Source organism: Lutibacter sp. (genome assembly GCF_016342705.1).
Lineage (GTDB): Bacteria > Bacteroidota > Bacteroidia > Flavobacteriales > Flavobacteriaceae > Lutibacter.
The window spans coordinates 57458-71460 of sequence record NZ_JAEINV010000016.1; the positions used below are offsets into that span (position 1 = coordinate 57458).

The 14003-nt window shown below is 28.7% G+C and carries 14 protein-coding genes; 10 read left to right on the forward strand and 4 right to left on the reverse strand.

Features of this window, described 5'->3' with window-relative positions; genetic code table 11:
- Positions 1-11: 11 nt before the first annotated feature.
- A complete protein-coding gene (locus JEY78_RS13405; protein ID WP_291852350.1) occupies positions 12-2180 on the reverse strand; it encodes a S9 family peptidase in 2169 nt (722 codons plus the stop codon).
- A 148-nt stretch (positions 2181-2328) separates the two neighbouring features.
- On the opposite strand from JEY78_RS13405, the gene JEY78_RS13410 reads away from it, so the two are divergent.
- The 3 genes from JEY78_RS13410 (at position 2329) to JEY78_RS13420 (ending at position 5827) form a co-directional block, all read left to right on the forward strand.
- Positions 2329-3606, forward strand: coding sequence for a hydroxymethylglutaryl-CoA reductase, degradative (locus tag JEY78_RS13410; RefSeq protein ID WP_291852353.1), 1278 nt, complete (start codon positions 2329-2331; stop codon positions 3604-3606).
- Positions 3606-4535, forward strand: coding sequence for a GYDIA family GHMP kinase (locus JEY78_RS13415; protein ID WP_291852355.1), 930 nt, complete (start codon positions 3606-3608; stop codon positions 4533-4535). The genes JEY78_RS13410 and JEY78_RS13415 overlap by 1 nt, the downstream gene beginning before the upstream one ends.
- 80 nt (positions 4536-4615) lie before the next feature.
- The gene (locus JEY78_RS13420) at positions 4616-5827 is read left to right on the forward strand and encodes an NAD(P)/FAD-dependent oxidoreductase (protein WP_291852356.1); all 1212 of its coding nucleotides are present in this window, start codon (positions 4616-4618) and stop codon (positions 5825-5827) included.
- A gap of 106 nt (positions 5828-5933) precedes the next feature.
- Here the strand turns inward: JEY78_RS13420 and JEY78_RS13425 are convergent, their stop codons facing one another.
- From JEY78_RS13425 to JEY78_RS13435, 3 genes are read right to left on the reverse strand one after another with little or no spacing between them, the layout of a single operon-like run.
- Entirely contained in the window at positions 5934-6167 is a 234-nt protein-coding gene (locus JEY78_RS13425; protein ID WP_291852358.1) for a hypothetical protein, read from the reverse strand.
- Positions 6168-6174: 7 nt separating this feature from the next.
- Entirely contained in the window at positions 6175-6783 is a 609-nt protein-coding gene (locus JEY78_RS13430) for a thiamine diphosphokinase (protein WP_291852360.1), read from the reverse strand.
- 52 nt (positions 6784-6835) lie between these two features.
- Entirely contained in the window at positions 6836-7201 is a 366-nt protein-coding gene (locus tag JEY78_RS13435) for a MotA/TolQ/ExbB proton channel family protein (RefSeq protein ID WP_291852362.1), read from the reverse strand.
- A 545-nt stretch (positions 7202-7746) separates the two neighbouring features.
- Between JEY78_RS13435 and JEY78_RS13440 the strand changes: the two genes are divergently transcribed.
- The 7 genes from JEY78_RS13440 to JEY78_RS13470 all read left to right on the forward strand — a co-directional run bounded on the left by JEY78_RS13440 (position 7747) and on the right by JEY78_RS13470 (position 13913).
- A complete protein-coding gene (locus JEY78_RS13440) occupies positions 7747-8484 on the forward strand; it encodes a sensor histidine kinase (protein WP_291852364.1) in 738 nt (245 codons plus the stop codon).
- A complete protein-coding gene (locus tag JEY78_RS13445) occupies positions 8477-9193 on the forward strand; it encodes a LytTR family DNA-binding domain-containing protein (RefSeq protein WP_291852366.1) in 717 nt (238 codons plus the stop codon). Before JEY78_RS13440 ends, JEY78_RS13445 begins: the two co-directional genes overlap by 8 nt.
- 33 nt (positions 9194-9226) lie before the next feature.
- Positions 9227-10375 (forward strand): diphosphomevalonate decarboxylase, encoded by a 1149-nt coding sequence (locus JEY78_RS13450; RefSeq protein WP_291852368.1) that lies wholly within the window; start codon positions 9227-9229, stop codon positions 10373-10375.
- 4 nt (positions 10376-10379) lie between these two features.
- Entirely contained in the window at positions 10380-11309 is a 930-nt protein-coding gene (locus tag JEY78_RS13455; protein WP_291852370.1) for a mevalonate kinase, read from the forward strand.
- A gap of 54 nt (positions 11310-11363) precedes the next feature.
- Positions 11364-12296: a geranylgeranylglycerol-phosphate geranylgeranyltransferase gene (locus JEY78_RS13460; protein WP_291852371.1), complete on the forward strand. Its 933-nt coding sequence runs from the start codon at positions 11364-11366 to the stop codon at positions 12294-12296.
- A 133-nt stretch (positions 12297-12429) separates the two neighbouring features.
- Positions 12430-13395, forward strand: coding sequence for a pseudouridine synthase (locus JEY78_RS13465; protein ID WP_291852373.1), 966 nt, complete (start codon positions 12430-12432; stop codon positions 13393-13395).
- A gap of 137 nt (positions 13396-13532) precedes the next feature.
- Entirely contained in the window at positions 13533-13913 is a 381-nt protein-coding gene (locus tag JEY78_RS13470; RefSeq protein ID WP_291852375.1) for a DNA primase, read from the forward strand.
- Positions 13914-14003 lie beyond the last annotated feature (90 nt).

The following is a 14003-nucleotide window of genomic DNA, read 5'->3' on the forward strand; positions in this document are numbered from 1 at the left end:
TAATAATTCTATTAAGGGTTTTTTTCACCCAAATTTTCTTCGATAAATTTAGTCATTTTATTGAATAAATGAACTCTAGTATTTTTTCCTCTGTAAATTCCGTGAGTTCTGTCTGGATAAATGGCTTGTTCAAAAGGTTTGTTTGCTTCTATTAAAGCATTTGTCATTCTCATAGAGTTCTGAAAATGAACATTATCATCACCACTTCCGTGCACTAATAAATAATTTCCAGTTAATAAATTAGCAAAATTTAACGGTGAATTTTCATCATAACCACTTGGGTTTTCTTGTGGTGTTTGCATATAACGTTCTGTATAAACAGAGTCATAAAAACGCCAGCTTGTTACCGGAGCAACTGCAATTGCCATTTTAAAAACATCGTTTCCTTTTAATAAACAGTTGCTAGACATAAATCCGCCATAACTCCAACCCCAAATACCAATTTCATTTTTATTGATGTAAGAAAGTTTTCCTAATTCTTTTGCTGATTCAATTTGATCTTGAACTTCGTATTTCCCTAATTCTTTATAAGTAACTTTTTTAAAATCGGCTCCTTTAAAACCAGTTCCTCTTCCATCAACACAAACAATTATATAACCTTTTTCGGCTAAATGTTGATACCAATAATCATTGGCACTATTCCAACTGTTACTGACAGATTGTGAACCTGGGCCAGAATATTGAGTCATAAATAGTGGATATTTTTTAGTTGCATCAAAATTTGAAGGTTTTAGCATCCAAGTATTAAATTCACCATTGGCAGTTTTTATAGTTAAAAATTCCCTTTTGGAAATTTTATAGTTTTCTAATTGTTTTGAAAGTTCATTATTATTTAAAACTTCTTTTAATAAATCTCCTTTTGAATTATGAAGTGTATAAATTGGAGGCGTATTTGCATCAGAAAAAGTATTGATAAAAAAGCCTGAATTTTTGCTAAATGAAGCATCATTAGTACCAGATGCATTCGTGAGTCTTTTTTTGTTTTTTCCATTTAATTTTATGGAATATACGGTTCTGTTGATCGATCCATCTTCAATAGATTGATAAAAAACAGTTTTTGTAGCTTCATTAATACCATAAAAATTGGTTACTTCCCAAGCGCCTTTGGTAACTTGATTTATCAGCTTTCCTTCTTTAGAATATAAATAAATATGATTAAAACCATCTTTTTCACTAGTCCAGATAAAACTGTTATCTTTTAAAAAAGTTAGATTGTCGTGAATATCAACGTATGCTTTATCGGTTTCATTTAAAACTACTTTTGAAGAAAAATCTGTTGTGTTTACAAAATATAAATTCAAATTATTTTGATGACGGTTTAAAGTGGTAACACAAAGTGTATTTGCATCATTTGTCCATTTTATTCGTGGAATATATTCGTAGTTTCCAACATTAATTTTGGTGGTTTTTTCTGAATTTAAATTGTATAAATGCAATGTAACAGTCGAATTTTTTTCTCCAGCTTTCGGGTATTTAAATACTTGTTGCGTTGGATATAATGCTGTCCCAACAATATCCATAGAAAAGGTAGGGACTGCAGTTTCATCAAAACGTAAAAAAGCAATATTACTGCTGTCTGCGCTCCAATCAAAAGCTCTAACAAAAGCAAATTCTTCTTCATACACCCAATCACAAATACCGTTAATTATGCTATTTTTTAATCCATCAGAAGTTAATTGAATAACTTTATTTGTTTCTAAATTTTTAATGAATAAGTTATTGTTTTTTGCGTAAGCAACCTTTTTGCTATCTGGAGAAAATGTAGGCTCTTGAATTTTTTCTTCATCAATTAATTGTAATTCTTTTGATGCAATATCATACACATAAAAAATTCCTAAACTAGAATGACGATAAATTGGTTCTGAATCTACTCCTAAAATTAATTTTGTTTCATTATTATTAAAAGAATAGCTTTCAAAATAGTCTATTTCTTTCAAGTTTTTACTGTCAACAATAGTTTCAACTTTTTCAAGTGTAGCGTAACTATACTTATCAACAGTTGAACTTCTTGAAGTTCTATCAAAGTTTTGTAACGAATAAAAATCACCATTCATAGAATTTAACGAGTTCATTCGTTCAGTTCTAAAGGTTCCGTTCCAAATTTCATCAATAGTAATATCTTTTTTTTGTGCTGTAGCTAAGGAAGTTATCGCTATAAAAAGAATAAGTAGTTTTTTCATTAAATTATCATTTCTTAAAATAAGTGTCAAGTTTAAGAAAATTTTCGCAAAATGAACCTGAATTAAATCATAAAAATTCAGAATTATAGATTTATGATTTTTAATTTTTAAAAATTTATCTTTGTAAAAATTATAATTGATTCAAATAATGTCGAAAATTGTAAATGGTTTTTCAAAACTGAATAAGCTAGAAAAAATAGATTGGTTAGTAGCAACTTATTTTAATAATGAATCTAAATTTAAGCAGGTTTTAATACAATATTGGAATTCAAATCCGTTACTTCAAGACTTACACGACGATTTTATTGAAAATACCATTTCAAACTTTTATTTACCCTTTGGAATTGCACCTAATTTTGTGATAAATGGAAAAGATTATACCATTCCAATGGCAATTGAAGAAAGTTCGGTTGTTGCTGCTGCTTCATTAGTTGCAAAGTTTTGGAGTACACGAGGCGGATTTAAAGCCGAAGTAATTTCAACTATTAAAATTGGACAAGTACATTTTATGTATAAAGGCAATAAGGTTGACCTTGAATCTTATTTTGCAGATAAAAAAGAGCAATTATTGCAAGTTACCGAGCCAATTACACAAAATATGCGTATACGAGGCGGAGGGATTTTAAACATTGAATTACGTGATAAAACAGCAGATTTAGAGAACTATTATCAGTTGCACGTTACTTTTGAAACGGCCGATAGTATGGGGGCAAATTTTATAAATTCGTGTTTAGAAGCTATTGCAAATGAATTTCAAAAGGAAGATATTCAAATTGTGATGAGTATTTTATCTAATTATGTTCCTGAATGTTTGGTACGTGCTGAGGTTAGTTGTAAGGTTGATGAGTTATATGCTGAAAATTCTGAATTGTTTGCACAAAAATTTGTGCAAGCCGTTGCCATTGCAAATGCTGAACCACATAGAGCAGTTACACACAATAAAGGAATTATGAACGGAATTGATGCCGTGGTAATTGCAACAGGTAACGATTTTAGAGCTATTGAAGCAGGTGCGCACGCTTTTGCCGCAAAAAGTGGCCGTTATAAAAGTTTAACAAATGCAACTATTGAAAACGGAATTTTTAAATTTTGGATTGAAATTCCATTGGCTTTAGGAACTGTTGGAGGATTAACAAAATTACATCCACTGTCAAAATTATCCTTAAAAATGTTAGATAATCCTTCAGCAAAAGAATTAATGGAAATTATTGCAGTAGCTGGTTTAGCTCAGAATTTTGCAGCGTTGCGAGCTTTAACTACAACCGGAATTCAAAAAGGACATATGAAAATGCACTTAACAAATATTATTAAACAGTTAGGTGCAAGTGATGAAGAAAAAGAATATTTGATCGATTATTTTGAACATAAAACAATAACACATAACGCAGTTGTAGAAGCGTATAATAATTTGATTGGAGAGAAATAATGAAAGAATTCTACAGCAACGGAAAGTTATTGTTAACAGGAGAATATTTTGTGTTAGATGGCGCAAAATCTTTAGCAGTGCCAACAACGTGTGGGCAAGATTTACTAATTGAACCACGCAATCAACCTGAATTAATTTGGAAAAGCTTTACAAATACTGGTGAATGTTGGTTGGAAGCTAGCTTTGAATTGCCAAAATTGCGCTTGACAAGCGCAACATACGATGATAATCAAGATGGAGGAAAGGGGAGTTTAGCAGAAAATTTATTTGAAATATTCTTACAGATCAGACAGTTGAACCCTTCTTTTTTAAATTCGGAACAAGGATTTTTAGTGAAAACAAACCTTACTTTTCCTAAAAATTGGGGATTAGGAACGTCTTCAACATTAATAAATAATTTAGCGAATTGGGCAAAAGTAAATCCGTATCAATTATTAGAAAAAACATTTGGTGGAAGTGGTTATGATATTGCTTGTGCACAAAATAATACGCCCATTTTATATACTAGAAAAGGTATTGAACCAATTGTTGAAAAAGTAGATTTTAATCTAATATTTAATGAGCAATTGTATTTTGTGTATTTAAATAAAAAACAAAATAGTAGAGAAGGCATAAAACGATTTAAGGAATTAAGAGGAAATTTAACTTCAGAAATTGAACAAATTTCTCAATTAACAAATGCTTTTGTGGCTTGTGAGAATTTAATTGATTTTGAAAAACTACTAATTGAACACGAGCAAATTGTTTCAAAAACTCTTCAATTAAAAACAGTTCAAGAAATCTATTTTTCAGATTATTTTGGTCAAACAAAAAGTTTAGGAGCTTGGGGAGGTGATTTTATTTTAGCAACTGGAAGCCAAGATTCCCTAAAATATTTTAATCAAAAAGGGTTTCACACTGTAATTCCTTATCAAGATTTAATTTTATAAAGTACGTCAACCTGAACTTGATTCAGGTTCTCATTATGGGTTTCTGAAATAAGTTCAAAATGACGAAAAGCATTAAAAAAATGAAGAAAAAATTTATAATAGTAGGAGGTGGAGCTGCTGGTTATTTTGCAGCTATAAATGCGGCAGAATTAAATCCTGATTTAGAAGTAATTATTTTAGAAGGAAGTAATAAAGTATTGCAGAAAGTAAAAGTAAGTGGAGGTGGACGTTGTAATGTTACCCACGCTTGTTTTACACCAAATGAATTGGTGGAATTTTACCCAAGAGGCGAAAAAGAATTACGTGGTCCTTTTCATCAATTTATGACTGGAGATACTATGGAATGGTTTGAAAACAGAGGAGTTCCACTCAAAATTGAAGATGATAATCGTATTTTTCCTGAAAGTAATTCTTCACAGACTATTATAGATTGCTTTTTAGAAAGTGCTAAAAATGCAGGTGTTACTTTAAAAACGAGTTCAAGAGTTGATGCTATTGAAAAAAATGGTGAAAAGTTTACTATAAAAACAAATTCCGAAGAAATTATTGCTGACTACTTATTAATAGCAAGTGGAAGTAATGCAAAAGTTTGGAATATGATTGAAAATTTGGGGCATTCCATTATTCAACCTGTTCCTTCGTTATTTACATTTAATATTGAAGATAGCAGATTAAAAGATATTCCAGGAATTTCGGTTCCAAAAGCTTCTGTAAAAGTGTTGAATTCTAAATTAGCAGAAGAAGGACCTTTATTAATAACACATTGGGGTTTAAGCGGACCAGGAATTTTAAAATTATCAGCTTGGGGTGCTTTAGAATTGTTTGAAAAAGATTACAATTTTGAAATTGAAGTGAATTGGTTGTCTAAAAAACAAGAAACAGTTTTAGCGTTTTTAAAAAAAGAACGAGAACAAAATTCAAAAAAACAAATTGTTTTACGATCTGTTTTTGAAGATGTTTCAAAACGATTGTGGGAAAAATTTGTGGTTGCCTCTGGAATTTCTGAAACTTCTCAATGGGCGCAATTAACCAACGTACAATTGGAAGATTTAGCCAAACAACTAACTCAAAGCATTTTTAAAGTAAGTGGAAAAAGCACTTTTAAAGATGAATTTGTAACTGCGGGAGGCGTAGATTTAAGAGAAATTAATTTTAAACGTTTTGAAAGTAAATTACACCCTAATCTATTTTTTGCTGGAGAAGTGTTGAATATTGATGCGGTTACTGGAGGTTTTAACTTTCAAAATGCCTGGACTAGCGGTTGGATTGTAGCTAATTCAGTTGGGAATTAAAAGTTAAAAGATACGTCAACCTGAATTTATTTCAGGTTCTCAGAGTGTTTGGTATTTTGGAGAATGAGATTCTGAATCAAGTTCAGAATGACAAACAGAAATATTTTTAAGCCAATTGCCCTCTATGGGGTTTTAGCGCATCTCTATACATTTTCATATCAATTTCATCAACAATAATAAATGCTAAGGTGTGCATATCAGAAATTATTGTAAAATCTACTTCATAAAAATGTAATTTTTCAATAACAGCAAATTCTTTTAAATGAATACAATGGTGTTCTGCTATTTTTTGTGAAGTTGGACCTTTAAAATCCCAAATAAGTTTTAATTTTCTATTCAAAATACTGTTATTTATTGCTGACGTAAATTAATAAGCTACCGCTTTTATATGAAATTGTAACAGTGTTTTCACTAATTTTATTTCTTGTTCCAATGCGTTCTCCAAAAGTTAAACTTTCATTTTTAAGTGGGTATTGCAATCCTTTTGTGGATATTTCAGTGGCAATTGGAAATGGAATTAATGAAATATTTCTACCTTTTAAATTGACGAGTTCTACACTTTCTTCAATAAAAAAATAACAACCAAAATCATCAAAAAAAGTAATATTTAATTTGGCTTTCCATTGTAAGGCAGTACTAATGTTTCCTAAAAAGTGATCGTGTTCTTTACCGCTTCCACCATAAACATCAATATTAAAATAACCACGTTCTTTTAAAATTAGTAATGCTTTATCAAAATCGGTATAATTTTGATCGGGAGTATTTATAACTTCAACTGTTGTTGGAATTGAATGGATTGAATCAAAATCACCAGTAACCAAATCAGGGATTATATTATTTTTTTCAAAATGATTGTAGGCGCCATCAATTGCACAAACAACATCATATTGAGATAATTCTGGAAAAACTGATGGCTCCAAGCCATTTAATAAAATAAAAGCCTTTTTAGTTTTCATTGTGGCAAAAATAACTAAAAAGGCAGCTAAATTTTATTAAAATAATTATTTTTTACTGTTGTTTGTTTTTAAACCAAGTAAGAGAAATTATCCCCAGCCTAGAAATTAAAAATATAATAACTCCAAAAATGGTTGAAATCATAGAAACCTTTAAGCCGCCAGCCAAAACTGTAGCTGGTACATCACCAGAAATTTGGATGTAATCAAAAGCTTGAAAAAGACCTAGTAATTGCCCGAAAACTCCCCAAATTAATGCGAATAATCCAATGGAAGAAATTAAAGGCAATGTCTTTGGGTCTTCTTTTCTAAGGTTTAGAAAACCTTTTACTACTAAAATTATTATAACAATTAAAATTAATAAAGATGGAAACATAAAATATGGTCCTCCAGCATAAAAATATTCATAAAGTGTACTCATAATTAATTAGATTTTAAATTAAACATATTCAAAAGTAAATTAGATTTATAATGAATATTTAAAATAGAGATGGATGGTTATTAAATGCGACTTTTTAACGAAATTAGCACTTTATTTGTCAAATTTCATCAGTTATTTGCTGAAACGGTGGTTAAACAGGTAATTAGTCTATAAAATAAAATTGGTATGATTAAAAATTGCAACTTGCTTCTATGAATTTTTCACCAGTAAATACTACAAAATTTATAGCACTACACTTATTGTTTTGGGTGGGAGTTTGGTTTTTTTTCTTGTATTTTTTTAGTTATAATTCTAACGATATTCCTTACGCAGCTTGGTTTTCAAGTTTTTTGCTGCCTGTAGCAATGATTACTACTTATTTTACAGTATATTTTTTATTGCCAAAATATTTATATACTAAAAAATATAACGTATTTATACTTTACAGTATTTATACGCTCGTTATTTCATCCTATTTAATTATTGTTTCAATTTTTATTTGTTTCATTTTTCTGTCGAACTTAAAAATTGCAAATATGCCCTTATTGAGTAGGAATTTTTGGTTTGTTTTAATTTTGGTGTATTTGGTAGTTGGCTTGGTTAGTTTTGTGAGCCTGCTAAATCATAATTTTAAAACAGATTCAAAAAATAAAGAACTTCAAAATAAGATTTTAGAAACTCAACTTCAAATTAAAAATCAAGAATTACAGTATTTAAAGAAACAGATTCACCCACATTTTTTATTTAATACATTAAATACTATTTACGGATTTGCAATAAAACAGTCTAAAGATACACCAGAAATTATTTTAAAACTTTCTAATTTGTTAGACTATATTTTATACCAAGTAAATAAACCAAAAGTTAGTTTAAAAGAAGAGGTTTTACATATTAAAGAGTATATTGATTTAGAAAAAATTAGATTTCAAGATACATTGAAAGTGAAATTTAATAGTAACGAAATTTCAGAAGAAATTGAAATTGCACCAATGTTATTAATTCCTTTTGTTGAAAATGCTTTTAAACATGGTAATTTAATTGAAGGGTTTTTAACCGTTGAAATTGTTATTTCTGTGAGTGACAATAAATTGAATTTTTTCATAAAAAATACTTTTTCAAATGATGATGAAGACAAAAATGAAACAGGAATTGGACTTGAAAATATTCAAAAAAGATTATATTTATTATATGAAAATAATTATCAGTTAAAAATTGAAAAAAGAGAAAATTGGTTTCAGGTGAATTTGGTAATTAACAAATTAAAACAATTTTCAAATGACTAAAATAGTAAATTGTATTATTGTAGATGATGAGCCCATTGCTCGTGAAATTTTAGAAAGCCATTTGCAAAAAGTAGCTGTGGTAAACGTTGTTGCTACTTGTAAAAATGCTATTGAAGCTTTTAATCAAATTAATTCAAACCAAATAGATTTAATTTTTTTAGACATTAATATGCCTGAAATTTCAGGATTGTCATTTGTAAAATCAATCAATAAAAATATAAAAGTAATTTTTACCACAGCGTATAGAGAATATGCCGTTGATGGATTTAATTTACAAGCGGTAGATTATTTATTAAAACCCATTTCTTTTGAGCGATTGTTGCAAGCCGTAAATAAATATTTAGGTGAAAATAGTGTTGAAATCAACGAAACTTCTTCAGAAATAATTATAGAAAAAAACGATTTTATTTTTGTGCGTGCCGATAGAAAAATGGTGAAAATAAATTTTTCTGAAATACATTTTATTGAAAGTTTAAGCGATTATGTGAAAATTCAATTGCAGGATAATGTGATAGTAACCAGAGAAACAATTTCTAATATTGAAGCCAAATTACCTAAAAGTGATTTTATAAGAATTCATCGGTCATATATAGTTTCAATGGCATCAATAAATTCATTTACGAATGAATTTATTGAAATAAACAATAAAGCTTTACCAATAAGTAGAAGTTATAAAAAAGATGTACTTTTTAGATTAGAAAATGTTTAGTTAAAACAATTATATTTGCTTAAAATTTTTGTTTTGACTGAAACCGACTTTATTTTATCAAATTTTGAAACTTCAAAAGCTTCTAAAGGAAGTGTAACTTGGAAAACGCCTAGCAATATTGCCTTGGTTAAATATTGGGGAAAGCAAGAACCGCAGTTGCCAGAAAACACTTCAATAAGTTTTACGCTAGATGCTTGTTTTACCCTAACGTCATTGGAGTATAAGTTGAAGAATCGTCAACCTGAACTTGTTTCAGGTTCGCATAATGAGATGCTGAAACAAGTTCAGCATGACTTGAATTCATTTAATTTTGAAATCTACTTTGAAGGAGAAAAAAAGGATGATTTTAAACCAAAAATTCAAAAATTCTTTGAACGAATAGAAAAATATGTTCCTTTTTTGAAGGAGTATGAATTTGTAATAAAATCTCGAAATTCATTTCCTCATAGTAGCGGAATTGCCTCTTCAGCAAGTGGAATGAGCGCTTTGGCTTTGTGTGTAATGAGTTTAGAAAAAGAATTAAATCCTGCAATTTCAGAAGAATATTTTAATAAAAAAGCATCGTTTTTAGCGCGTTTAGGATCGGGAAGTGCTTGCAGAAGTATTGAAGGAGGATTAATTGTTTGGGGATATCATACTGAAGTTGAAGAAAGTTCAAACTTATTTGGCGTAAAATTTCCGTATAAAGTTCACGAAAATTTTAAAAATTATCATGATACCATTTTATTAGTTGATGAAGGCGAAAAACAGGTTTCAAGTACCGTTGGACATCAATTAATGTACAATCATCCGTTTGCACAACAACGTTTTAAGCAAGCCAATGATAATATTTTAAAAATAAGTGAAGTGCTTCAAAATGGTGATTTAAAAAAGTTTGTTGAAATTGTGGAAAGTGAAGCATTAAGTTTACACGCTATGATGATGACAAGCAACCCATATTTTATTTTAATGAAACCAAATACCTTAAAAATAATTAATAAAATTTGGGAGTACAGAGCAGCAACAAAAAGTAACATTTGCTTTACGTTAGATGCTGGTGCAAACGTGCATGTATTGTTTCCAGAAGCCGAAAAAGAAACTGTTAATAATTTTATAATAAACGAGTTAATTCAATTTTGTCAAGAAAATCATTATATTTGCGACAGAATTGGACATGGGGCAAAACGATTATCCAATATTTAAACATATGAAAGGACCGCTTTTTTACGCGAAAATTTTACTTTTTGGAGAATATGGAATTATAAAAGATTCCAAAGGTTTGGCGATTCCGTACAATACCTATCAGGGTGCTTTAAAAAAATCTGAAGAATTAACAGAAGCTTCTCAAAAATCAAATTTCAATCTACAAAGATTTTATAATTACTTAATTAACTTAGAAAATAAGGACTTAATTAATTTTAGATTTACGGAGTTTAAAACTGATATTGATGAAGGCATGTATTTTGATTCAAGTATTCCTCAAGGCTACGGAGTTGGAAGTTCAGGCGCATTAGTTGCCTCTATTTACGATAAATATGCCAACAATAAAATTACAGTTTTAGAAAACTTAACTCGTGATAAATTATTAATATTAAAAGAAACTTTTTCTTTAATGGAGTCTTTTTTCCACGGAAAAAGTTCTGGTTTAGATCCTTTAAACTCATATTTAAGTTTACCAATTTTAATCAATTCAAAAGATAATTTAGAAGCTACCGGAATTCCATCACAAAAGAGAGGAAGAGGTGCTGTATTTTTATTAGATTCTGAAATTGTTGGTGAAACGGAACCTATGATTAACATTTTTATGAATAAAATGAAAAATGAAGGTTTCAGAAAAATGCTAAACGAAGATTTTGCAAAATATACTGATGCTTGTATTGATGATTTTTTACGAGGAAATGTAAAATCGTTATTTGGAAATGTAAAACAACTTAGTAAAGTTGCTTTAGATAATTTTAAACCAATGATTCCTCAACCGTTTCATACTATTTGGCAAAACGGAATTGACTCTAATGATTATTATTTGAAGTTATGCGGTTCAGGTGGTGGAGGTTATATTTTAGGGTTCACTAAAAACTTCAAAAAAACACAGGAGATTTTAAAAGATTATAAGCTAGAACTGGTTTATAGATTTTAATAAAATACTCAAAATAAAAATAAAGTTTAAGTTCATTAAATTTTATTGATTGCTATGGATTTACTAGAAATTTCAAAAAATAATTCTAAAAAAAACGTACCTCTTTATGTTAAAGTATTGAGTTTGTTTTCTGTTGTACGTGGTTATAATATTTTATTAATTGTTGCAGCTCAGTATTTAGCGTCGTTATTTATTTTTTCGCCAGAAAAATCATTAAGACATGTTTTGTTAGATATAGATTTGTATTTTATAGTTTTAGCAACTATGTGTGTAATTGCATCAGGCTATATTATAAATAATTTTTACGATTCAGAGGCTGATAAAATTAACAAACCCATAAAATCAAAAATAGATAATATTGTTAGTCAAAAAATAAAATTAAGAATGTACTTCTTATTAAATTTTTTAGGAGTTTGTTTTGGGTTTTTAGTTTCTTGGAGAGCAGCATTGTTTTTTTCAGTGTATATTTTTTTAATTTGGTTTTATTCTCACAAATTAAAAAAGTATCCGTTAACTGGACTATTTTCCGCAGCAATTTTAGCAATATTGCCTTTTTTTGCCGTTTTTGTGTATTATAAAAACTTTTCTGAAATTATTTTTACACACGCAGCTTTTTTATTTTTTATCTTATTAATTAGAGAGTTAATTAAAGATTTAGAAAAAATTAAAGGCGATTTCACTCAAAATTATCAAACCATTCCTGTTAAGTATGGTGAAAAATTCGCCAAAATATTAATTACTTTTTTAAGCGTTTTAACATTAAATCCTATTTACTTTTTGTTAAAATATCCAGAAATAGGTGGAATGAAATACTATTTTTACGGAACAGTAGTTATTTTAAGTTGCTTTGTTGGATTATTATGGTTTGCTAAAAACAAGCAGAATTATGCCTTACTTCATTTGTTAATTAAATTTTTAATTGTTGCAGGAGTTTGTAGTTTGGCACTTATAGATTATTCTGTTATAATTAATCGTTTAGTAGTTTAGTTTTTATACTTGTAAATTTTAGCGTTTTAATACTATAGTAAACTGGTTCATAATTTGTTACTCTTTTTTTTATTGAAAATGATATTTTTTTTATTTAGAGAATAGAACTACTTTTGCCGAAAATTAATAAATAATGAATTCAAGTAGAAACTCGTCGGGAGGACGACACCAAGGGAAAAAAGGTCCTCAAAAATCATCAAACAACAAATCTGAAGGAACTAGAAAATTTTCAAGTAATTCAAAATCAAAAGGATTTAAGAAAACTTCAGATAGAGATGGAGAGAAAGACTCTAAAAATTTCTCAAATAAAAGATTTGATTCAAATAAAAAATTCGCTTCTAAAGAAAGAGAAACTTCAAAACCTAAACCAACTACGCAAAAATCGGAGGAAGATGGTATTCGTTTAAATAAATATATTTCAAACGCTGGAATTTGTTCTCGCAGAGAAGCAGATGTATTTATAAATGCCGGTAGTGCAATGGTGAACGGGAAAATTATAACCGAAATGGGTTATAAAGTAAAACCAACCGATGAAGTAAAATTTGATGGTTCGTTAATTAATCCTGAGAAAAAACGTTACGTGCTATTAAATAAGCCTAAAAACTTTATTACCACAATGGATGATGATAGAGGGCGTAAAACTGTCATGGAATTAATTGCAAATGCGTCAAAAGAACGTATTTATCCAGTTGGAAGATTAGATAGAAATACCACAGGATTATTATTGTTTACGAATGATGGTGAAATGGCAAAAAAATTAACACATCCAAAGTCTGGAATTCAAAAATTGTACCATGCATCGCTAGATAAAAAGTTAGCAATGAGCGATCTTCAAAAAATTGCTGAGGGATTTATGATGGAAGATAGACGAGTGATTGTTGATGAAATATCCTATATATTAAATGAACCAAAAAGTGAAATTGGTGTAAAAATACATTCTGGTAGAAACAGAATTGTACGTAAAATATTTGAACATTTTAATTATAGTGTAGTTAAGTTAGATAGAGTTTTATTTGCCGGATTAACAAAAAAGGACTTGCCAAGAGGGCATTGGAGGCATTTAACTGAGATGGAAATTAATACATTAAAAATGTTATAAGCTTTTGAAAATAAAAAAATAATTTGTTGTTGTTAATTTTATTTTTCAATTGAAATATTTTTATATATTTGAAAAAATGATGGATGGTTTTCTAAGAATAAATTCATTAAATAAGTCTAATTTATAAGTAATTTGTTTTGAATAGGATAATTGTAGATTATAAAAAATTAACGCCAGAGATTCTTAATTTACTGGTTGAAAAATTCCCTGACGGATATGGAATTCGGGACATTATTAAATTCACAAACCCAAAAGGTCAATATGTAGAAGCTGTCGAAGTTAGAACGGCTGAAACTATTTATTTAGTGAAAATTAGTGATGAACTAGTAGATTCTATGGATAATCATGAAGATGAGGATGAAGAGGATGTAATAATCAGTGATGATTTAGATATTAAAATTGATAATTCTGATTTGGATATTAAAATTGATGATCCAGATTTAGATATTGATGATGAAGATGATGATATTGAAGAAGAAGAAGATCTTGATGAAGGGGATGATGAAGACGAAGATTAAATAATAATAAAAGTTTGAGTCGTCCTAAAATAGGTTGACGATTATTAAAAAAATTAATGAAAACCTGTGAAGATATCTTCACAGGTTTTT

Coding starts and splice junctions, on each gene's coding strand:
- JEY78_RS13460 (WP_291852371.1), top strand. CDS start 11,364: ATGGATTTACTAGAAATTTCAAAAAATAATTCTAAAAAAAACGTACCT.
- JEY78_RS13465 (WP_291852373.1), top strand. CDS start 12,430: ATGAATTCAAGTAGAAACTCGTCGGGAGGACGACACCAAGGGAAAAAA.
- JEY78_RS13415 (WP_291852355.1), top strand. CDS start 3,606: ATGAAAGAATTCTACAGCAACGGAAAGTTATTGTTAACAGGAGAATAT.
- JEY78_RS13455 (WP_291852370.1), top strand. CDS start 10,380: ATGAAAGGACCGCTTTTTTACGCGAAAATTTTACTTTTTGGAGAATAT.
- JEY78_RS13420 (WP_291852356.1), top strand. CDS start 4,616: ATGAAGAAAAAATTTATAATAGTAGGAGGTGGAGCTGCTGGTTATTTT.
- JEY78_RS13405 (WP_291852350.1), bottom strand. CDS start 2,180: ATGAAAAAACTACTTATTCTTTTTATAGCGATAACTTCCTTAGCTACA.
- JEY78_RS13410 (WP_291852353.1), top strand. CDS start 2,329: ATGTCGAAAATTGTAAATGGTTTTTCAAAACTGAATAAGCTAGAAAAA.
- JEY78_RS13430 (WP_291852360.1), bottom strand. CDS start 6,783: ATGAAAACTAAAAAGGCTTTTATTTTATTAAATGGCTTGGAGCCATCA.
- JEY78_RS13435 (WP_291852362.1), bottom strand. CDS start 7,201: ATGAGTACACTTTATGAATATTTTTATGCTGGAGGACCATATTTTATG.
- JEY78_RS13445 (WP_291852366.1), top strand. CDS start 8,477: ATGACTAAAATAGTAAATTGTATTATTGTAGATGATGAGCCCATTGCT.